General features: G+C 67.7%; 12 protein-coding genes, 1 tRNA gene and 5 pseudogenes. 10 read left to right on the forward strand and 8 right to left on the reverse strand.

What is annotated here, in order from left to right:
* Positions 1-653: 653 nt before the first annotated feature.
* The gene (locus AC07C1_RS26865; RefSeq protein WP_478942991.1) at positions 654-1,115 is read left to right on the forward strand and encodes a hypothetical protein; all 462 of its coding nucleotides are present in this window, start codon (positions 654-656) and stop codon (positions 1,113-1,115) included.
* Positions 1,116-1,977: 862 nt separating this feature from the next.
* Here AC07C1_RS26865 and AC07C1_RS26870 read toward each other — a convergent pair.
* Positions 1,978-2,613: a DUF4360 domain-containing protein gene (locus AC07C1_RS26870; protein WP_478942993.1), complete on the reverse strand. Its 636-nt coding sequence runs from the start codon at positions 2,611-2,613 to the stop codon at positions 1,978-1,980.
* 547 nt (positions 2,614-3,160) lie between these two features.
* Here AC07C1_RS26870 and AC07C1_RS26875 point away from each other — a divergent pair.
* From AC07C1_RS26875 to AC07C1_RS26890, 4 genes and pseudogenes are all read left to right on the forward strand, one after another.
* A pseudogene (locus tag AC07C1_RS26875) lies at positions 3,161-3,368 on the forward strand (site-specific integrase); the annotation flags it as partial.
* 4 nt (positions 3,369-3,372) lie between these two features.
* A pseudogene (locus AC07C1_RS26880) lies at positions 3,373-3,876 on the forward strand (tyrosine-type recombinase/integrase); the annotation flags it as partial.
* 565 nt (positions 3,877-4,441) lie between these two features.
* Positions 4,442-4,756 (forward strand): HAD family hydrolase, encoded by a 315-nt coding sequence (locus AC07C1_RS26885; RefSeq protein ID WP_478942994.1) that lies wholly within the window; start codon positions 4,442-4,444, stop codon positions 4,754-4,756.
* Between the two features lie 384 nt (positions 4,757-5,140).
* The gene (locus AC07C1_RS26890; RefSeq protein ID WP_478942996.1) at positions 5,141-5,488 is read left to right on the forward strand and encodes a DUF1036 domain-containing protein; all 348 of its coding nucleotides are present in this window, start codon (positions 5,141-5,143) and stop codon (positions 5,486-5,488) included.
* 437 nt (positions 5,489-5,925) lie between these two features.
* Here the strand turns inward: AC07C1_RS26890 and AC07C1_RS26895 are convergent.
* Positions 5,926-6,750, reverse strand: a pseudogene (locus AC07C1_RS26895) (FAD-dependent monooxygenase); the annotation flags it as partial.
* Between the two features lie 186 nt (positions 6,751-6,936).
* Between AC07C1_RS26895 and AC07C1_RS26900 the strand changes: the two are divergent.
* The 4 genes from AC07C1_RS26900 (at position 6,937) to AC07C1_RS26915 (ending at position 12,596) form a co-directional block, all read left to right on the forward strand.
* Positions 6,937-7,302 (forward strand): hypothetical protein, encoded by a 366-nt coding sequence (locus tag AC07C1_RS26900; protein ID WP_478942998.1) that lies wholly within the window; start codon positions 6,937-6,939, stop codon positions 7,300-7,302.
* Positions 7,286-11,596 (forward strand): DUF6531 domain-containing protein, encoded by a 4,311-nt coding sequence (locus AC07C1_RS26905; protein WP_478943000.1) that lies wholly within the window; start codon positions 7,286-7,288, stop codon positions 11,594-11,596. The genes AC07C1_RS26900 and AC07C1_RS26905 overlap by 17 nt, the downstream gene beginning before the upstream one ends.
* Positions 11,597-11,605: 9 nt before the next feature.
* Positions 11,606-12,055, forward strand: coding sequence for a hypothetical protein (locus tag AC07C1_RS26910; RefSeq protein WP_478943002.1), 450 nt, complete (start codon positions 11,606-11,608; stop codon positions 12,053-12,055).
* Positions 12,056-12,128: 73 nt separating this feature from the next.
* Complete coding sequence (locus AC07C1_RS26915; RefSeq protein WP_478943004.1) at positions 12,129-12,596, forward strand: hypothetical protein; 468 nt, start codon at positions 12,129-12,131, stop codon at positions 12,594-12,596.
* 12 nt (positions 12,597-12,608) lie between these two features.
* Here the strand turns inward: AC07C1_RS26915 and AC07C1_RS26920 are convergent.
* The 5 genes and pseudogenes from AC07C1_RS26920 to AC07C1_RS26940 all read right to left on the reverse strand — a co-directional run bounded on the left by AC07C1_RS26920 (position 12,609) and on the right by AC07C1_RS26940 (position 15,851).
* Positions 12,609-13,488 (reverse strand): annotated as a pseudogene (locus AC07C1_RS26920) (DUF2399 domain-containing protein).
* Positions 13,477-13,746 (reverse strand): annotated as a pseudogene (locus AC07C1_RS26925) (TIGR02679 domain-containing protein); the annotation flags it as partial. The pseudogenes AC07C1_RS26920 and AC07C1_RS26925, both read right to left, overlap by 12 nt.
* 135 nt (positions 13,747-13,881) lie before the next feature.
* A tRNA-Pro gene (locus AC07C1_RS26930) sits at positions 13,882-13,955 on the reverse strand.
* 66 nt (positions 13,956-14,021) lie between these two features.
* Positions 14,022-14,780: a Pr6Pr family membrane protein gene (locus AC07C1_RS26935; RefSeq protein WP_478943006.1), complete on the reverse strand. Its 759-nt coding sequence runs from the start codon at positions 14,778-14,780 to the stop codon at positions 14,022-14,024.
* A 144-nt stretch (positions 14,781-14,924) separates the two neighbouring features.
* Positions 14,925-15,851: a metallophosphoesterase gene (locus AC07C1_RS26940; protein ID WP_478943008.1), complete on the reverse strand. Its 927-nt coding sequence runs from the start codon at positions 15,849-15,851 to the stop codon at positions 14,925-14,927.
* 93 nt (positions 15,852-15,944) lie between these two features.
* Here AC07C1_RS26940 and AC07C1_RS26945 point away from each other — a divergent pair, with 93 nt between their 5' ends.
* Complete coding sequence (locus AC07C1_RS26945) at positions 15,945-16,412, forward strand: GatB/YqeY domain-containing protein (protein ID WP_478943010.1); 468 nt, start codon at positions 15,945-15,947, stop codon at positions 16,410-16,412.
* Positions 16,413-16,540: 128 nt separating this feature from the next.
* Here AC07C1_RS26945 and AC07C1_RS26950 read toward each other — a convergent pair whose 3' ends face one another.
* Positions 16,541-18,877 (reverse strand): transglycosylase domain-containing protein, encoded by a 2,337-nt coding sequence (locus AC07C1_RS26950; protein WP_478943012.1) that lies wholly within the window; start codon positions 18,875-18,877, stop codon positions 16,541-16,543.
* Positions 18,878-19,298 lie beyond the last annotated feature (421 nt).

The raw sequence follows: 19,298 nt of genomic DNA on the forward strand, positions 1-19,298 counted from the left end.
CGCGACCGCCTTTATCGCGGCCCACTCTGTCGGGTAGTTCGGACGGATCTCCGCGACCATGCGCACCGCACGTTCACGAAGCTCAGCAGGGTATGGGGACGGACGTGCCATGACTCGATCCTCTCAGGGAATCGAGCCTCCATCAGACCCGGAGCGATTCACTGGGAGTCGGAGGCCGAACCTTCATGATGTCCACGTCATCCTTGTCGGACTCTGCCCGTGTCGTGCACGCAAGCTCTGGATACACAACCGACAAAGTGGAGCGCGATGGACGAGTGGGTCCCCGTCGACTTGATACATCTGTCTGACGGACGAGACACCTCAGAGTCGGCGACGGCTTGCGCGCGGCGCCACTCGGCACGTGCAGTTCCACGTAGTCGTCACCGACTCCCTCGGTACATCCACGGAGCTGGTCTCCGCGACAGGAGATCTGGTCCGGCAGCGTCGTACCAGCCTGTGGGGCACTCCCTTTCCGGCTCTGGACGAAGCGACGTCGCCAGTCGACTGCCCGCTGCGTTTCCCGGACAGTACGCCGACCCCGAGGGACGGGTCATCTACGATTTGCGGAAAGTCGGCCGCATCGGCCCGAAGGGTACTGAGGACATTTCGGGAGATAAATGGAGGCGACCGCCTCTCGCCGCGGAAGGTTGCAAATGAAGTACGTGACGGCCGTCTGGAATGATGGCGGGTTCTACGTTGATCCGAGGGGCTACCTGGCCGAACTCCCCAAATTTCGTGATCAACTGCCGACCGGCGCAAGGGAATTCGCGTCGGATCCGGCGCATTACGCTTTGGGGCACGGTAATAGCCGCTGTGTCAAGGATCTGGAATTGGCTGGTATCCGGGTGCCTACCGACAAAAGCGGAGGGCTTGCCCTGGAATTCTCCCCGAACCAGTGGAAGCACGACGCCGGGCTTCGCATCAGCTACTCAGGAGTGACGCACTTCTCCATCGACTATGAGCACTCAATCGACTGGATGCTGGTCGACACCGTGCTCCTCGACGAGATCCTCCCGGGCGAGGACGGGGGTTGCGTGCACGAGATCGCCCTCACTGACGCGTCGATCACCGTCCGCTGCGAGGACCTGCAAGCCGTTTGGGGCGACGCGAGCTGAGGGGGCAACCGAGATCGTCGATCAACAGGGCACCGGCTCATCGTCGCCCCGACGGACAGGAAGCACGTCATCATCTTCATCCGGCGCGAGAGATCTACATCCCGTGATCGCTGCGCGGTTCACCGCACGGTCCGGCCAGGAGAAGGCCGACGGGGCTGCATGCGGGTGCCTGCTTCGGCGAACTGCCGCGGCACGGCGATCTACTCCGGGGGCGTAGCCCTTCGCGTTGATCTGGCGCGCCGGACCCAGACCTGACGCCCATCGGCGTTCCCTTAGGGAACAATTCGACCTCGCCCTGGCAGTGATGAGGGCACGCGAGTGCCACCGTACGGCCGCACACCCGAGCGCGTGGCGTACGCGCTCGCCTGGGAGAGCCGGGCCAGGGCCAACTCCGCTGAGGTCCAGTTCGCCCGCTCGGGACCGCAGGACAAGCGGCGGCGCCGGATTGACACCTGTGCTGGGCGGGCTGGCCCGCCGCGAGAGATCATCTGGGTGGCTCATCAAGCAGCAGACCACTCGACTTCGCTGAGGCGCTGTCCGTCTGCTGACACGCCCCGCGGAAGCGAGATCTGCTCGCAGGGCGAGGTGATGGACATAGAGCTGGCGCCTCTCGGCTACAGGGGTGGGCGCCGCCGGCCGCCCGCGCCCGCCCGGAGGAGCGAAGCGACGACGGGTGCTTGATCAAAGTTGCTGACTTTTGATGTCACCCGGCAGCTCGCGTGCCGCAAGAGGGAGATGCGCGGGCGAGCCGAGTTACCCCTGCTCCGCCAGCGCATCCTCCTCCAATGATCACCACGTGGTGCTACCACCGATTACGAGAGCCGTTGGCCTGGACGCACCCGCCGATCGCAGCGCCAGGAGATCACTGACACTGCTTCAAGGCCACGTGGTACACGGTTTTGATCGTGCCGTCCGTCGAGTCCATGGCCATGAAGCTGGTGGCGCTCGGGCTCGAGGTGCCGGGGTCGACCCGTAGTTCAGTGTTGATGTCGAGGTTGCGCTCCTCCCCGCAGGGGGCGAAGACCAGGGCGGCGACGGGCACGGTGTCGGTCGTCTGCCAGTTGCCGGTGAACCCGCCCTGGAAGCGATGGGTCTTGGTGGTGGTGGCGTTGCCCTGGAAGTGGTAGCTGGCCCGCTGGGTCCCGGACGCACCCGGCGCCAGTGACGCGAAGCCGCGGTAGTCGGCGGACGCGATCGCGTAGGTGAAGCCACCGGGGACGTGCACGCGCAGGTTGAGCTGACAGTTCTTCCGGAAGTCGGTCGGCGCGGAGCCGGGCCCCACCTGCGCGAGGTAGTCACTGTAGGTGACGCTGAAGGCGGTGTTGTCAGGGGAGGTGGCCACGGAGGCCGTCCCCGGCGGGCAGCCGGTACCGTTGGCCGCCACGCTGTCGATGACGATCCGGTCCGGCGGCGGGAGCGGAGCCGCGCTGGCGCCGAAGGCGGACCAGCCGAACAATGATGTGGCGACACCAGTCGCCGCCAGTGCGCGGAGCACCATGGGTTTCCCTTCAATCGTCCACGGATCCAAGGCGGGCGTCGCTGTCCGAGCCCGACAACCGGATTTGACGTGGGCAGCGCACCACACATTGCGTGTCCGTGCACGGAGGGTGACGCTCCAGTCACTCAATCGGCCTTCGGGGTGGAGACCTCGTTCACCCACGGGCGGGGACGGAGCGGCGCGCGAGCTCGTATACAGCGGCAGACTCAATCTGCTCTACCGCTACATCACCCAGGGGCGCGCCGCGGGTGACAAGCGACAAGCCGATGGCTCTCCACCAAGCAGTCATGGATGCGCTGGGCAGCGTGCCGCTGTTCGGGAGAAGTGTCCAGGTCAGCCCGCAGCATGCCGTCAATCAGTGACGTGTAGGGATCGAGCCGGGACTCCTCGCGCCGCTGCTTCTTCCGCGGCTGCGGCCACTGCCCGCCCAGAGCCCGTCGGACCGTCCTCCAGGTCACATTGTGCGTGCGCTGAAGCGCCCGCGGCGACATGCCTGTCCGGTGATCCCGGCGGATCGCCGGTACAGCGCGACCTTCGACGCATCAGGCTCGTGTTCCTGGCGGCCTTCACCACTCTGCGGTTCGGGGGAACTGGCTGCTCTGCGGCGCCGGGATATCGACCTGGAGGGGCTGACGGTCACCGTGCGCCGGGCTCAGGCCGAGCTGCAGGACGGCCGACTCTTCGACAAGGCGCCGAAGTCCGCGGCCGGGGTTCGCTCAGTCTCCTTCCCGGCCGAACTGCTCGACGAGGTGTCTTCCTGAAGGCCGGCCGGACCTCGACTCGCCTCAGCCTCCGCACATCGCCGTCTGGCGGTCGGTCCGGCGGAGCGGGGACACGAAGACTCGCAAGTCCCGGCGCACACTTGCTCTGCCGGCGCGCTGCGTCGATGCCCTCTGGCAGCAGTTCGAAGATCAGGGATGGGACCGGCTCGCCGCTGGTGACGACTGGGAGGAACACGGCCTCGTCTTCTCCTCGGCCGTGGGCAAGCCGCTCGACGCTGCCAACGTTCGCCGCGCCTTCCGCCAGGCGCTCAAGGGCATCGACGGGATCAACGCCGATGAGTGGACTCCGCGGGAGCTGCGGCAGAGCTTCGTGTCCCTGCTCTCCGACCGGGGGGTCCCGCTGGAGGAGATTTCGCGGCTCGTCGGGCACTCTGGAACCGCTGTGACCGAGGAGGTGTACCGGAAGCAGATCCGGTCCGTGATCCAGACAGGGGCCGTCGTCATGGACGGGATCTTCGGCACCAACCCGCGAGGTTCGTAGACACTCAGAATCGATAGTCACGCAGTTAGACACGCAGCAACGTCAGAGGGCCCTTACCGATTCGGTAGGGCCCTCTGACCTGCTACTTAGCTGTCGGGGTGGCGGGATTTGAACCCATGACCTCTTCGTCCCGAACGCGATTTCGGGGGTAGTTGACCTTGTGGGCGAGTGATTGGCCAGGTCCAACGGCCCGTGTTCCGTCCGTGGTTGTCCGCGACGGTGCGGTGCGGGCTGTTGCGTTTGGCCACCTTTTGTCCCCCGTGGGAGCTTCCTGGAACGGCCGTGAAGCGCCCGCCGTCGGTCGCGTAGCGTCGCCGTGTGCTTGCATTCTTCGACCTGGCCCTGATCGACCGACGGGGGCCTGGAGGACTGGGCCCGTGGCTTCGCGCGATCGCGGCGACTGCCTGGGGGATCGGAGTCCGTCCTCTGTGAACGGCTCTGGGAGCGAGCCTATCCGGCGGACTTCGTCCATCTGCGGGAGGCGCTCGGGCTCGGCGACGACCCGGGCGACCTCTGGCGCGAGTACGTCGACGGCGTCGCGCGGTCGGTGCGCTGCCTCCCGGAGGTGCGGGAAGGACTCGAAGCGCTGTGCGGTGCGCGGTGGACGCTCGGCATCGCGACGAACGAAGCGGGGGACATTAAACGGGCCAATCTCGCCGCGACCGGGCTTGCGTCGCACTTCGACGGCATCTGTGTCTCGGAGGAGATCGGAGCCAGGAAACCGGCGTACGAGCACTTCGAGGCTACCGCCGCGCTGTGCGGCGTCCGGCTCAGCGCCGGAGGGGGGATGGTCGGGGACAACGCTGAGACGGATATAGGAGTGGGCGCGGCGGGGCTTCGTACGGCGTGGGTTGCCCATGGCCGTACACGGACCCCGTGAGCCCGATGTCGTGGTGCGGGGCGTCGCGGAGGCCATCATCAAGATGATGCGGGCGGCGGCAGGCTATTTAGCCTGATCGGGCCCTGTGCCGAGGCCCCGTACGAGGCACCCCCCCACCCCGCTGCGGTACGCCGCGCCTTCTCCCGGGAACCTCTCCGCTGCACTGACCGACGGAGATAGGAGATCCCATGTCTCAGGAGGCTGCCGAGGCGGTCGATCCGAAAACCGATGCGGACGAAGAGGCACTGGAGCGTGCCATCGCAGCGGGCCGGTCCGGCGCTCCCCCCGGTGGGACCGACAATCCGATCCCGCAAAACGCTCTGACCCGGTCCGACGGAAGCCCGGCTGCCCGCAGGCAGCCGAGCGGGGAGTAGGAGGCGCGCCGTGGCGCTGAGGTTCAAGAACAATTACGAGCGCGAAATCTGGGCGATGGTCGAGCGGTACCAGCCCAACTGCTCGGCCAGCAGCAACTGGCGGAAGGAGGGCTGGTGGCGGATCGGCCCCGGGGAGACCGCCGTCGTCTACGGCGGTGACGCACAAGCCGTCAACCCGGTCTGGTACTGCTACGCCTACGCGGGCGACAGCACCGAGTGGCGGGACAAATACCAGGAGACGGTCCCGCGCAGTGCCTTCGAGTGGTGTTCGAACGTCTCGGACTCGAGCTCGCGGACGATCCTCATGCTGGAGTTCACCGTGACCGCCCCGGACTTCACGTTCAACTTCAACCCGTAGCCGGCAGACCCGGGCACCGACCGATCCGGGCCGCCCGTCTCGCCCCAGGCGGGGCGGGCGGACGGTCTAGTCAGGCTCGCCGTCCGGGGTGCCATGCAGGCGTTCGAGCGCGTCGGAGATGCTCAAGGACGTGTCCCTGAGGTCATTCCATCGGCTCCTGACCGTGGCTGATGCTCCGCCAGATCGACAGGAAGCCCGGCCTCTCTCAGGGCGCCGGCCGCCTCGCCTATTTCGGGGCCCCAGCGCCACCACCGCGCGGCCACCTTCGAGATCTAGGCCGTCTCTGCGAGGTAGCTGGTAATTCGGCCCTGCGTGAGGTCGTCCGGAACAAGAGCAGGCACGCGGACACCCTGCCCGCCGTGACCGCCGACGGCAAGACCCTTAGCTCGACTTGTCCCGGCAGGTGTCCGTGGTGAGTTGGCAGGGCGCGAACCGGATCAGTTCAGCTGTGGCGGGACCCAGGCGTGGTGTCGAAGGATCATGCGCGTTGCCATGCGGGACGGTGTCAGCCGCATCGCCGTGTTCCGCAGCGTGACGGCCAGTGGATGGGAGAGCTGCTGGCCCATGCGCCCGGCCTGCCGGGCAGCCTGCGCGACAGCTTGGCTGCGCGGCCGGCGCTCGGCGTTGTAGCGGGCGAGCGCGGCTTCGATGGTGGGCCCGGTGCCGAGGGCGGCGGCCAGGGTGACCGCGTCCTCCAGTGCCTGGCAGGCGCCCTGTCCGAGGTTGGGGGTCATCGCGTGTGCCGCGTCGCCGAGCAGCGCGATCCGTCCGACCGCATACGAGGGGAGCGGTGTGTGGAGTTCGTTGACGTCGTGGTGGAGAACAGCGTCGGGCCGGGTCGCGTCGAGCAGGGCGGGGATGGGGTCGTGCCAGGCGTGGAACCGGCGGCGCAGTTCGGCCAGTGGGTCGGCGAATCGCGTTCCGGCAGGGAGGTTGAGGACGGCGTGCCACTCGGCCCGCCCGTCCAGGAAGGCGATGTGCCCGAACTCCGCGCCTCGGCCCCAGGTCAGCTCGAAGTCGGTGCGCAGGTCGACCGCATGCTCGGTGATGGCGCGCAGCACCGTCGAGCCGCTGTGGACTGGGCCGGGGTGGCCGGGGAAGAGACGGCTGCGCACTTTGCTGCCGATGCCGTCGGCCGCCACCACCAGATCGGCGTCCAGGACCGTGTCGCCGAAGGCGACTTGAACCGTTCCGGGGGCGATCTGCTCGACCGAGGCCGCCTCGGAGCCGATCAGCAGAGATTCGGCCGGCAGGGAGTCGCGACGTCATCTCCCGGCCAACGAGGCGATCACCCACCCGCTCCTGGGAACGCCATCACGGCCAGCCAGCAGGAGGACTCGGAGACGACTCTGGACGGGCACCATTACACGCGCAGGCTGCCGGCATGACACTTCCTTTACCCGTCTGCCCTATGGTCGGAAGCCGCGACTGCGAACGGGGGTTCATCGGTGGGTGACGGCAAGGTGCCCGGCAAGGTCCTGGATATCAAGACCGCCGACATCAAGGCAGCGGCTCCGGCCTTCCATCAGGGAGCCATCGATCTGAGCAAGGCGCTGACCACGCTGATCCAGACGTTGGACGGGCTGGGTGAGCCCTGGGGCCACGACGAGCAGGGCGACAAGTTCGGCAACGCCTACAAGCCGCAGCAGAAGAAGATCGAGAGCGCGGCCGGGGTGCTGGTGCTCGGCCTGACGAGTATTCACGAGGCGTTGGTGGACCTGTCGGACGGGCACGTGGACAACGATCAGCTCATCGCCGGGATGTTCACGCAAGTGAAGAGCGACAAGCAGAGCGACGGTGCCGGTGAGCGTTGAGGACAAAGCCCGCCACATTCTTCTCAAGCTGGGTATGTGGTGGCCCGAGGCCGACGCCGACAAGCTGCGGGCGGCGGCGAAGGCCTGGAGTGCCTTCGCCGACTCGGTGGACGACGTCCGTACCCCCGTGCACCGCAGCGCGTCCTCGGTCATCCACCACAACACCGGTGATTCGATCGAGGCGTTCGACAAGTTCTGGGGCCGCTACGCCAAGGACCAGGATGGCGGCTGGCTGAGCGACCTCGCCAAGTCCTCGCGGGAGATGGCCAAGGCGCTGGAGAAGTTCGCCGACGCCATCGACGACGCGATCAACAAGCTCTGGACGCAGATCGGCATCGACGCGGCTGTGATCGCGGGCGGGGTGGCGCTGGCCTTCTTCACCGCGGGCCTGGCTTCAGGGGCGGCCGTCGCTGCGGCGGACGCGGTCATCGAGTTCGGCGCCACGATGGGCGTCGCCGTCTCCACCACGGTGGCCGAGATCGCCGCCGGCACCCTGGTCGCCGCCGCGTTCGGCGGGGTCGAGTCGGTCACCGTGGACCTCGCCGTGGCCCAGCCGCTGAAGATGGCCGCTGGCCTCCAGCAGGGCTTCAGCCTGGACGAGGTCAACCAGGCCGCCAAGGATGGCATGATCTTCGGCGGCGCGCTGGGAGCGGGCGGCGGCCTGCTCAAGGCGAGCATGGAAGGTGGCCTCGCCGACACCACCCCCCTGCTGCTGCGCCCGCCCTCCCTCCGCCCCGACCTGGTCGAGCTGGGCCCGGCGGCCCGCAACGCCGAACGCACCCCGTGTGTCGGCGAGCCGATCGACGTGGCGACCGGCGCCATGCTGATGACGCAGACCGACCTGACCCTGCCCGGCAGCCTGCCCCTGGAGTTCACCCGCACCCACCTCTCCTCCTACCGGGGAGGCGTCTGCTTCGGCCCGACCTGGATCTCCACCCTGGACGAGTGCCTCCAGATCGACGGCGAAGGTGTCGTCTTCGCCGCGGCGGACGGCATGCGCCTGGTCTACCCGGTACCGGAACCGGGCGTGGCGACCATGCCGGTGAAGGGCCCGCGCTGGCCGCTGGAGTGGGACGGCAAACCGGACAGCGCGATGACGGTCACTGACCCGGCCACCGGCGTGACCCGCACCTTCGCCGCCCCCGTCCCCTCACCCACCTTCGGCGTCTTCCACCTCGCGTTGGACTCCTGGGCCGACCTCAACGGCAACCGCATCGACGTCGAACGCGACGACGAAGGCATCCCGTTCGGCATCCGCCACTCCGGCGGCTACTACGTCGCCGTCGACACCCAGGGCCCCCGCATCACCGCCCTGCGCCTCCTGGACGAGCCGCCCTCCCGCTACCACCCGAACCCCGCGACCGACGAGGGCACGGTGGTGATGCGCTATGCCTACGACACCGCCGGCAACCTCACCGAGGTCATCAACTCCAGCGGCGAACCCCTGCGCTTCACCTACGACACCGAGGGCCGCGTCACCCGCTGGACCGACCGCAACGACACCTGGTTCGGTTACGTCTACGACGACCGCGGCCGGGTGACCCGTACCGAGGGCGTCGACGGCATCCTCTCCGGCACCCTGACCTACGACGACACCGCACGCACGACGACGTACACAAACTCCCAGGGCCACGTCTCGGTCCACCGCTACAACGCCGAGGGCCTGGTGGTGGAAGAGACCGATCCGCTCGGGCACGTCACCCGCACGGAATGGGACGAGTACGGCGACAAGCCACTGACGGTCACGGACCCCGTCGGCCGCAGGACCGGCTACGCCTACGACCGCGCCGGAAACCTGGTTGAACTCGCCCATCCTGATGGCAAGGTGGCCCGGGCTGCTTACAACGGGCTCGGTCTACCGACTGAGGTGATCGAACCGGGCGGCGCTGTCTGGCAGCACACCTATGACGAGCGGGGAAACCTGCTGAAGACCGTCGACCCGCTCGGGGCTGAGACACGGTACGCCCTGGATGACAAGGGCCGTCCGACGGCGATCACCAACGCTCTGGGCCACACCCGCACGGTGGCGTATGACGCTGCGGGCCTGCCCATCGCTGTGACAGACGAACTGGGCCATACGACGACAATCCGCCGCGACCCCTTCGGCCGGGTCATCGAGGTGACCGACCCTCTTGGCCACGTCAGCCGCCTGGGCTGGACCACGGAGGGCAAGCCGTCCTGGCGTGAACTGGCCGACGGCACCCGCGAGTCCTGGACATGGGACGCCGAGGGCAATCTCGTCACCCACACTGATCCAGCGGGCAACACCACTCGTCAGACAGCCGCGCCCTTCGACCTCCCGGCTACCCGCACTGACCCGGACGGCTCCCGGTATGCATTCACGTACGACACCGAACTGCGCCTGACCGGTGTCACCAACCCCGATGGGCGGACCTGGTCGTACATCTACGACGAGGTCGGCCGGCTGATCGCGGAGACGGACTTCAACGGGCGCACGCTGACGTACACGCACAACGCTGCGGGAGAACTGATCGCCCGGACCAACGGCACCGGCGAGGTCATGCGCTTCACGCTGGACGCGTGCGGCCGGGTCATCACTCGGCAAGACGACTCCGGTGAGATCACGACGTACGAATACGGGCTGGACGGTGGCCTCCGACGCGCGGTCAATGCGGACGCCGACGTGACGTTCGAGCGGGACGCGCTGGGGCGAATCCTGTTGGAAACAGTCAACGGTCGGCCATCGATCTTCGAGTACGACGCCGCCGGTCGTCGTACTCGCCGCGTGACACCCTCCGGTCTGGCATCGGAATGGGCGTACGACGCGGCTGGACGCCCAATAATGCTGCGCTCGGAGGCGGGCTCGGTCGCTTTCACCTACGACGAGGCGGGGCGTGAGACCGAGCGACGATTGGGTGAGGCGGTGAGGCTGACCCAGAGCTGGAGTCCGACCGGGCGGTTGAGTGATCAGTCATTGGTGTCGACTCTGACAGGTGCGGGGCCGGAGCGCCTGCTCCAGCACCGCACGTACGCTCACCGGGCCGACGGACATCTCACGGAGATCCGCGAACTGACCTCCGGTACGCGTCGCTACGACCTGGACGCCCTGGGCCGGGTCACGGGGGTACGAGCACACGGATGGACCGAAACCTATGCTTACGACGCGGCCGGCAACCTGCTCCAAGCGTCGGCCCCCGGCCACGCCTCAGAAGGCGGGCGCAAGTTCGAGGGCACACTCGTCCGCCAGGCGGGACGCACGACGTTCGAGTACGACGCACAGGGGCGCCTGGTCCGCCGGACGCGCAGGCTACTCAACGGGCAGAAGCGCCTCTGGATGTATGCATGGGATGCCGAGGACCGGCTGAAAGAGGTGGTCACACCTGACGGTGACCACTGGCTCTACCGCTATGACCCGATGGGTCGGCGCATCTCCAAACATCGTGTCGACGAGGACGGTTCAGCAGCGGATCGCATCGACTTCTCGTGGGACGACACGCGCCTTGCGGAACAGATCGATACGGACGGAAGGATCACCACCTGGGACTATGAGCCAGGGACCCATCGCCCAGTCGCGCAGACCGACCGGCGGGCGTCGTCAGCCGAGACTTCCTTCCTCGCCCGACTGGCCGAGGAGAGCAGCCCTGACATGAGGCCACGTTTCCACGCCGTGATCACGGACGCCGTCGGCACGCCCATGGAACTGGTCTCCCTCTCCGCCGAACTTGCGTGGCAGTCCCGCACCACACTCTGGGGCACCAAGTTCCCCTCAGCCGCGGACTCTGAGGAGACTGTGGACTGCCGGCTTCGGTTCCCGGGGCAGTACGCCGACGGCGAGACGGGCCTCGACTACAACCTGTTGCGTTACTACGACCCCGAAACGGGCGGATACCTCACATCGGACCCAATGGGCCTCCTGCCTGGCCCCAACCCTCATGCCTATGTCGGCAACCCGGGGAGCGAGTCGGATCCGCTGGGCCTGTTCACGTGCAAGGTCGAGAACGCGCTCAAGAGCTGGCAGAGCCGGAAATACCAGTTCGGTAGCAATGAGTTCGTGCTCGACAAGAAGGGCATGGCGCATGTCCTGGAAAGGCATCACCCGGAATACTGGGACGGGTCTGTCAAAGCAAAGCAGTCGTTCCTCGACGGAAAAATGTCCGTCCAGGATGTGCAAGATGCCATCACGGAGACGCTGAAGCAGAACCGGGACAAACTCGTCTCGCGCGGTCCGATGGGCATGTATCAGATCGAGGGTCGAGTAAACGGCGTGGACTACGTCCTCGGTATCAAGAATGGCCGCGTCGGACAATTTTATCCCGGAACCCTCGACAAGTAGGCTGGCTATATGATCGACATCACGTCCTACCTGCGCACCAAGTCGGGATCGTTCGTCGACGTGGCGGAGGCAGGCTCTCCTCCTGCGGATCCTTCGTATGTCGAGGGGGCTATCGATATGACCATCAACGGCGTACGGATCCTGGACCAGGTGCTCTGGGACTATGTCGATGAACTATGGGCGTATATCGGCGACATGCTCCGGAAACTCGCGAACGAGGGCGAAGCGTCGACCTACTTCCCGGATCAGCCGATCCGCTTGTCGTTCAAACGCCTGGGTGGTGGACTCGTCCTCGTGTCGCTCACCTATGATGACGTCAAGCGGACCGTTTCCGTCGGGGAACGGGAACTCGTGGACGCCTTGCAGCGGTCCGGCACAGAATTCTTCACAAGGATGAAAGAGCTGCTTCCTGAGAACGCCCTGGGGTACGACGATGCCTTGACGCGGCTCACGAGCTGAAGCTGCCGACAGGAGCCTGGGGCGCCCGCTGAAGTTGGCGTGGGGGCCAGCTCACTTTCGAAGGATTCCTGTGATGGCGAGGCAACACGAGACCGAACCGACGTACCGGGAAGCGGACTTCGTCGCAGACGGAGCACTGCGGGACGTCTGCGTCCTCGACGCTACGATCGACGACTGGCGGCGCATGTTCGACGGACTGCGCGCAGTCCCGGGGCGCTATGTCCTTACCTGGACGCTCTCCGGTACGACGGAGAGCGGCGCCTTGGACGCATCTGCCGTGTGGTCCCGACTCGGGGAGGATTCGGAGGAATCGGCGAGCCTGGCCATCGACGTTGATGGTGTGTGGTTCACCTGCTACTTCTTCGACCTCGATGAGATCGAGTTCAGCTTCGATCCTTCCGACGTGGTCGACGAGGCGACCTTCGCGCCCGTTCGCGCCTTCGTGACCTGGCTGGGAGCGGCGACGGGCCGGGAGGTCATCGTGACAATGGAAGGCACCGATCATGCCGCCATGCCTGCCCTGATCCGATGGCGACCATGAAGTTCGGCAAGGTTAACAACGGCTAGCGCAATGACCGAGCTGCCTGTGGGGGATGAGGCAGCAGGCGAGTTTGAGGAACGCTTCGTGGATGTCGGCCCGCCGTTCCCTAGCGGATGCGCAGGCGCCGGAAGCCGTGGAGCCAGGCGAAGGTCCTCTCGACCACTCACCGGTAGGTGCCCAGCCCTGCGCCGCGGCGGGCGATCGCAGGCACGATGCCTCGCTCGCGGGCCTGGTCACGGTAGACGTCGTGATCGTAGCCGCGGTCGGCGAATGGCGACTCCGGGTTGCGGCGGGGACGGCCCCCTGAGCGCCTGCCGCGTGTCCCAAGACGTTCCTGCGCCTGACCCGGCAGGTCGTCCACCAGAAGGTCGAGGGTGACCTTCTCATGGAGCGCGCCCCCGAGAGCGGTCATCGCAGGGGCGAGACCCGGGTCCCAGGCCGCGCTGACGGGCTGGCCGTCGAGCGGCAGCTGGGGGGTTCCCTCGGCCTGGCTGCGAGCGGTCAGGTGCTCGTAGTCCTCGGCGCCCATGCGCCATGGCTGGGCTTCGTAACGGCGGATGATCCGGTTCGCCAGAGCGATGCCCGGCCAGTCGAAGTCTCCGTGGTACGCGAAACGGCAGCCGGTGGCGGCGAGGGCGTCGAGGAGTGTGAGGACCACCGTGGCGGCGCTGCCGGATGTGCACACCAGGGGGTGGATGCAGGCAGCGTCCGCTGCAGCTTCCACTACACGCGGATTCTCACAGATGTGGATCACTGTTCCAGCGGGTAGTCGCAGCTGCAGGTCGTGCAGATCGCGTGGCGTGAGATGGGCTTCGGCGTGATGGTCGGCCCGCTCTCGCAGGGCACGTTCCCGCCAGCCGCTGCCGACGGGCCGCAGCCCGTAGGTCAGCACTGTGCTGGAGACCTCGTCCGGTGTGACGGACACCAGACGCCACAGTGCGCGCCGGCCGGCCGCGTCGCCGGGGAACTCCGCGGCTCCGCACACGCGACGCTGGTGGTCTGAGACTGCCGTGCCCGCGACATCGCGCGTGCTGAAGCGACTGAAGCGGCAGGACCCGTCGTCCAACGACGCTGAGACGTAAGCCTGCCCGAGTCCGCTGTCGCGGTAGAACGCATCAACGGGACTCCGTGACATGTCGGGCGCTGCCATGGTGGGGAGGAAGGGGAGCGACCAGGGGAGCCGGGTTCCGACGTTGGCTCCCAAACCGCTCCCAAAACGGCCCCCGGAGCCACTCAGGGGCCCGACCCGCGATGCGGATCAGGCCCCTGACCTGGTATTACGGCGTCGGGGTGGCGGGATTTGAACCCACGACCTCTTCGTCCCGAACGAAGCGCGCTGCCAAGCTGCGCTACACCCCGATGTCGCTGCTTGTCGCGGCGACGACGTTTACTTTAGCCCACTGCTGGCTGTAGACGAAATCCGGTTTAGACGCGATGGCGGACCGGGGTCGGGCGGGTGTGGTCCAGGGCCACGAGGAGGACGGCCAGGGCGTAGATCGCGAGGCCCAGAAGGAGGGCGTTGGCCAGGGTGCTGCGGTAGCCGTGGGCGGCCGCGTCCAGGAAGGGGTAGAGGTAGCGGGAGGGGTTGGAGGGTGGGAGGAAGGCCGCCCGGGCGAGGGAGAACGCCAGGTAGGCCAGGGGGTAGAGGAGCCAGGTCGCGGCCTGGCGAAGGCGCAGGCGGGCCGCGGGGGTGAGGAGCAGCCAGTCCAGCAGGGCCGCCGCCGGGACCAGGGTGTGCAGGCTCTGGAGTGCCGCCCACTGGGCGTGCCAGCGCTCCGGGGGCGCCGTGGCGCCCGTCATGGAGAACGGGGGCGTCGTGTGGGCCAGCAGCAGGTGGTAGACCAGTGCGGCGATCAGGACGTAGAGGAGTGCGGCGCCCGTCACGGCGGACGGGAGCGGGCGGCGGGCCCGCCAGGCCCTGCTCGCCGACAGCAGCATGACCACCGCCAGCAGCACATTGGCCTGGACGCTGAAGTAGCTGAGGGTGCGGGCGGGGGTGCCCAGCAGGAGTTGCAGGGTGACGCCCGCGGCGGCCGCCAGGGCGATCAGCAGACGGAAGATCCCTGTCAGGGGGCGGTGGGCGGGGGCCACCACCGCCGTGGCCGGCACCGGGGCGGGGAGCAGCAGGGGTGGGCCCGGGACCGCGGGCAGGTCCGGGATCTCCCTGGGTATCGGAGCGGTCATGCCCTCACGCTAGGAGCGGGGGAGGACCGGGGCCATGCGGGCTAGCCCAGGTGGGTTACGCCCAGGTGGGAGGGGGAGGTGGGAGCGGTAGAGGGGCGGTGGCCCTCCTTGCTCCCCCTCACCTCCCCACCGGCGTCAGCCGGGTCAGTCCCGCCCCACCAGCGTCAGCAGGGTCGCCTCCGGCGGGCACGCGAAGCGGACCGGGGTGTAGCGGTTGGTGCCGCAGCCCGCGGAGACGTGGAGGTAGGAGGTGTGGCCCTCGGCCGTGTGGGTGGAGAGGCCCTTCACCCGGTCCGTGTCCAGGTCGCAGTTGGTGACCAGGGCGCCGTAGAAGGGGATGCACAGCTGGCCGCCGTGTGTGTGGCCGGCCAGGATCAGGGGGTAGCCGTCCGCCGTGAAGGCGTCCAGGGTGCGCAGGTACGGGGCGTGGACGACGCCCATCGAGAAGTCGTAGGTCCCGGAGGGGCCGCCCGCCACCCGTGCGTAGCGGTCGCGCTTGATGTGCGGGTCGTCCAGGCCGGTCAGTTCGATCGACACGCCCTCGATCTTCAGGACGCCCCGCGTGTTTGTCAGGTTCAGCCAGCCCGCCGCGTCGAAGCCGTCGCGGAGGTCTTCCCACGGGTTGTGGATCGCGCCCACCGCCGGCGGGTTGCCGTTCAGGCCGTGGCGGCCGCTCGTCTTCTCCAGCAGGTAGCGGGCCGGGTTGCGGAGTTTGGGGCCGTAGTAGTCGTTGGAGCCGAAGACGTAGGCGCCCGGGAACTCCATCAGGGGGCCGAGCGCGTCCATGACCTCCGGCACGCCCCGCGGATCCGACAGGTTGTCACCCGTGTTGATCACGAAGTCCGGACGCAGGCCTGCCAGCGACTGCAGCCAGCGCTGCTTCTTGCGCTGGCCGCTCACCATGTGGATGTCGGAGACCTGCAGCAGGCGCAGCGGGCGCATGCCCGGCGGGAGGACCGGGACCGTCACTCGTCGGAGGCGGAAGGAGCGGGCCTCGAAGCCCGCCGCGTACGCCAGTCCGGCGGCGCCTGCCGCCATGATTCCCAGGGGTACTCCGTATCGCGCGCGCATACGACCATCGTGTCAGACCCCGGCAGGACGACGAGACCGGCGGCCGCTAAATCAGCGGGCGTTCGGGCCGGCACACCTGCGACAATCGACCGCATGACCACCACGCTCAAGTCGAAGCTGCACGACGACCTCAACGCCGCGATCAAGGAGCGCGACGAGCTGCGTTCCTCGACGCTCCGGCTGACGCTCGCCGCGATCACCAAGGAGGAGGTCGCGGGCAAGGAGAAGCGGGAGCTCTCCGACGACGAGGTCCTCAAGGTGATCACCCGTGAGGCGAAGAAGCGCCGGGAGGCCGCGGACGCCTTCGCGCAGGGTGGTCGTGCCGAGCAGGCCGAGCGGGAGAAGGCGGAGGGTGAGCTGCTCGCCGAGTACCTGCCCAAGCAGCTGTCCGACGAGCAGCTGAACGCGATCGTCGCCCAGGCCGTGGAAGAGGCGAAGGCGGCCGGCGCCGAGGGGCCGCGGGCGATGGGCGCCGTCATGAAGATCGTGAACCCCAAGGTGGCCGGCCAGGCCGAGGGCGGGCGTGTGGCCGCCGCGGTGAAGAAGCTCCTCCAGGGCTGAGCGACTGAGCGACCGGGCACACCGCCAAGTACGGAGATACGGGGACGTACGGACGTACCGGCAGCGCGGATACGGCGGCGGGGCCGCACCCTCCATGTGGGTGCGGCCCCGCCGTCGTACCTGTGGCTCTAGCCCCGCTGTCCGCCGTTGCCGTGCCCGTTGGGGCCGCCGTTGCCCTGGCCCTGGATGAAGTTCCCGGGGAGCGAGAAGGTGGGGGTCGGGAGGGTGCCGCCGATGGCGCCGGCGGTGGTGTCACCCGTGGTGGCGCCGTCAGTGGTGCCCCCGTCCGTCAGTCCGCCGATCAGTCCGCCGATCACCTGTCCCGTGTCCCCGTTGGTCCCCTCGTCCGCCCCCCTGTCGCCTTTTCCCTGGCCGTCCCCGGAGTCCTCGTCGGGGATGTCGACCAGGTTGAAGTCCGGCGCGGGTTTGCCCTCCAGGGCGCCGGTCATCATGTCGCGCCAGATGGGGCCCGGGACCTCACCACCGAACACCTTGTCGTGCGGGACGCCGCCGATGGTGATGTCGATCATCTTGCGCTTGTGCTGCGGGTCACCGACCCAGACCGCGCCGGCCATGTTCGGGGTGTAGCCGACGAACCAGGCCGCGAAGCGCTCGTCCGTCGTACCCGTCTTGCCCGCGCTCGCGCGGCCGTCGAGACCGGCCTCCTGACCCGTACCGTCCTCGACCACGCCCTTGAGGAGCGTGCTGACCGTGTCGGCGGTCGTCTCGGACATCGCGCGCGAGCAGGTCGACTTCGGCACCGGGAGGGACTTCTGCTCGCTGCCGAGCTTCTGGGTGATCGACTCGATGGCGACCGGGGTGCAGTACATACCGCGCGAGGCGAAGGTGGCGTACGCGCTCGCCATCGTCAGCGGGGACATCTCCTGGGTGCCCAGCGCGATGGAGGGGGCCTGCTGGATCTTGCGGCCGTCCGCGCGCGCCACCCCCATCTTCTTGGCCATGTCGGTGACGGGGCAGATGCCGATGTCGCTGATCAGCTGCACGTAGTAGGTGTTGACCGACTTGGCGGTCGCCTCCTTCATGCCGTACGGGCCGTGTTCCGACTCGTTCTCGTTGGTCAGCTTGGTCGGCTTGCGCGGGTCGTCGCGCCAGAACTTGCCGTCGCACCTCGCCACCGGGCTCGGGTACGTCATCTCGTACGGCGACGAGTACTGCTGTGTCGCGGGCTTGCCGCCCTCGATCGCGGCCGCCGCCACGATCGGCTTGAACGTCGAACCGGGCTGGTAACCCGCGCCGCCGCCCATGTCCTGGTTCACGGACAGGTTGATCGACGTCTCGTGGTCCTTGGTGTTGACGCCGTAGGGGCGGGACTGCCCCATGGCGAGGATCCTGCCGGTGCCGGGCTCGACGATGGTCGCGGCGGTGGCGACGGCGTCGCTCTTGTAGACGTGCTGCTTGACGGAGGCCTGCACGGACCGCTGCGCCTGCGGGTCGAGCGTCGTACGGATCGTCAGGCCGCCCTGGTTCCAGAGCTTCGCCCGGGCCTCCTTGGTCTTGCCGAAGGAAGGGTCGGTCAGGACGACCTGGCGCACGTAGTCACAGAAGAAGCCGGCGCCCTTCACCGCGGTGATGCAGCCGTTCTTGGCCCGGCTGGGGTGCAGTCCGAGCGGCTTCTCCTTGGCCTGGTCGGCCTCCTTCTGGGAGATGTTGCCGAGCTCCGCCATCCGCTGCAGGACGATGTTGCGCCGCTTGGTGGCCTCGGCCTCGTCGTTGACCGGGTCGTAGCGGCTCGGGGACTGCACGATGCCGGCCAGCAGCGCGGCCTCCTGCACGTTCAGGTCCTTGGCGTGCTTGGAGAAGTAGCGCTGGGCGGCGGCCTCGACGCCGTAGGCCTGCTCACCGAAGAAGGTGATGTTCAGGTAGTTCTCGAGGATCTTCTTCTTGCCGAGCTGTTCCTCGATCTGGATCGCGTACTTCAGCTCGCGGATCTTGCGGCCGAGGGTCTGCTGGGTGGCCTGGGCGACCTTCGTCGGGTCGTCGCCGGCCTCCTCGATGAAGTAGTTCTTCACCAGCTGCTGGGTGAGCGTGGAGGCGCCCTGGGCGACCCCGCCCTCCTGCGCGTTCTTGTTCACAGCGCGCAGCACGCCCTTGAGGTCGATCGCGCCGTGCTTGTAGAAGCGCGAGTCCTCGATCGCGACGATCGCCTTCTGCATGTACGGCGAGATGTCCTTGAGGTCGACCACCGTACGGTCGCGGGAGTAGACGGTCGCGATCTGGTGGCCCCGGTCGTCCAGGATCGTCGTGCGCTGACTCAGCTGGGGACTCTTCAGATTGGCCGGGGTCTCGTCGAAGCTCTTGACCGAGCCCTTGGCCGCGAGGCCCAGCGCTCCGGCCGCGGGCAGCGCGATGCCCGCCATGACGGCTCCCGCGAGCACACTGACACCGAGGAACTTGGCGGCCTGCTGCGTCGTCGACAGGCCACCGCCCGAGCGCTTCTTTGGCATGGGGGCAGCCTAATCCGTACCTATGAGCGTTCCGAGGGACCGGCTCCCTGTCGGGATGTTCGGGTGCCGGATCGTGACGTACGGGCGGACTGCGCCGGAGTGCGCCGGTCCGCGGCACGGCGCGACGAAGCAAGGTGCCTACGTTCCCATTTTCCGGACAGGCGCGCAGGCCTTGGCCTAAGCTGCTCTCGACTGTCACGGCAGTGCGGCCACGTATCAATACGTCCGGCGACCCCGAATCGTTCCGGTCGTGCCCCGTTTTTCTGCAGGGAACGTGTCCGAATCCGCCTCGTGTGTCACCTGGCGCCCGGTGTGGCGCACCACAGCTGTCCCGGATTGCCGGGATAGTCGCATACGTCGCCAGCTCACTCCCGCGGGTGATCTGCCGCTTACCCATAGTCCGTTCGGGCCATTCAAGATT

The sequence above is a fragment of the Streptomyces sp. NPDC045022 genome, assembly GCF_056432605.1.

Bases quoted from the DNA above. Each gene is read 5' to 3' on its own strand.
- AC07C1_RS26865 (WP_478942991.1), top strand. From the start codon at position 654: ATGAAGTACGTGACGGCCGTCTGGAATGATGGCGGGTTCTACGTTGAT.
- AC07C1_RS26870 (WP_478942993.1), bottom strand. From the start codon at position 2,613: ATGGTGCTCCGCGCACTGGCGGCGACTGGTGTCGCCACATCATTGTTC.
- AC07C1_RS26910 (WP_478943002.1), top strand. From the start codon at position 11,606: ATGATCGACATCACGTCCTACCTGCGCACCAAGTCGGGATCGTTCGTC.
- AC07C1_RS26915 (WP_478943004.1), top strand. From the start codon at position 12,129: ATGGCGAGGCAACACGAGACCGAACCGACGTACCGGGAAGCGGACTTC.
- AC07C1_RS26935 (WP_478943006.1), bottom strand. From the start codon at position 14,780: ATGACCGCTCCGATACCCAGGGAGATCCCGGACCTGCCCGCGGTCCCG.
- AC07C1_RS26940 (WP_478943008.1), bottom strand. From the start codon at position 15,851: ATGCGCGCGCGATACGGAGTACCCCTGGGAATCATGGCGGCAGGCGCC.
- AC07C1_RS26945 (WP_478943010.1), top strand. From the start codon at position 15,945: ATGACCACCACGCTCAAGTCGAAGCTGCACGACGACCTCAACGCCGCG.
- AC07C1_RS26950 (WP_478943012.1), bottom strand. From the start codon at position 18,877: ATGCCAAAGAAGCGCTCGGGCGGTGGCCTGTCGACGACGCAGCAGGCC.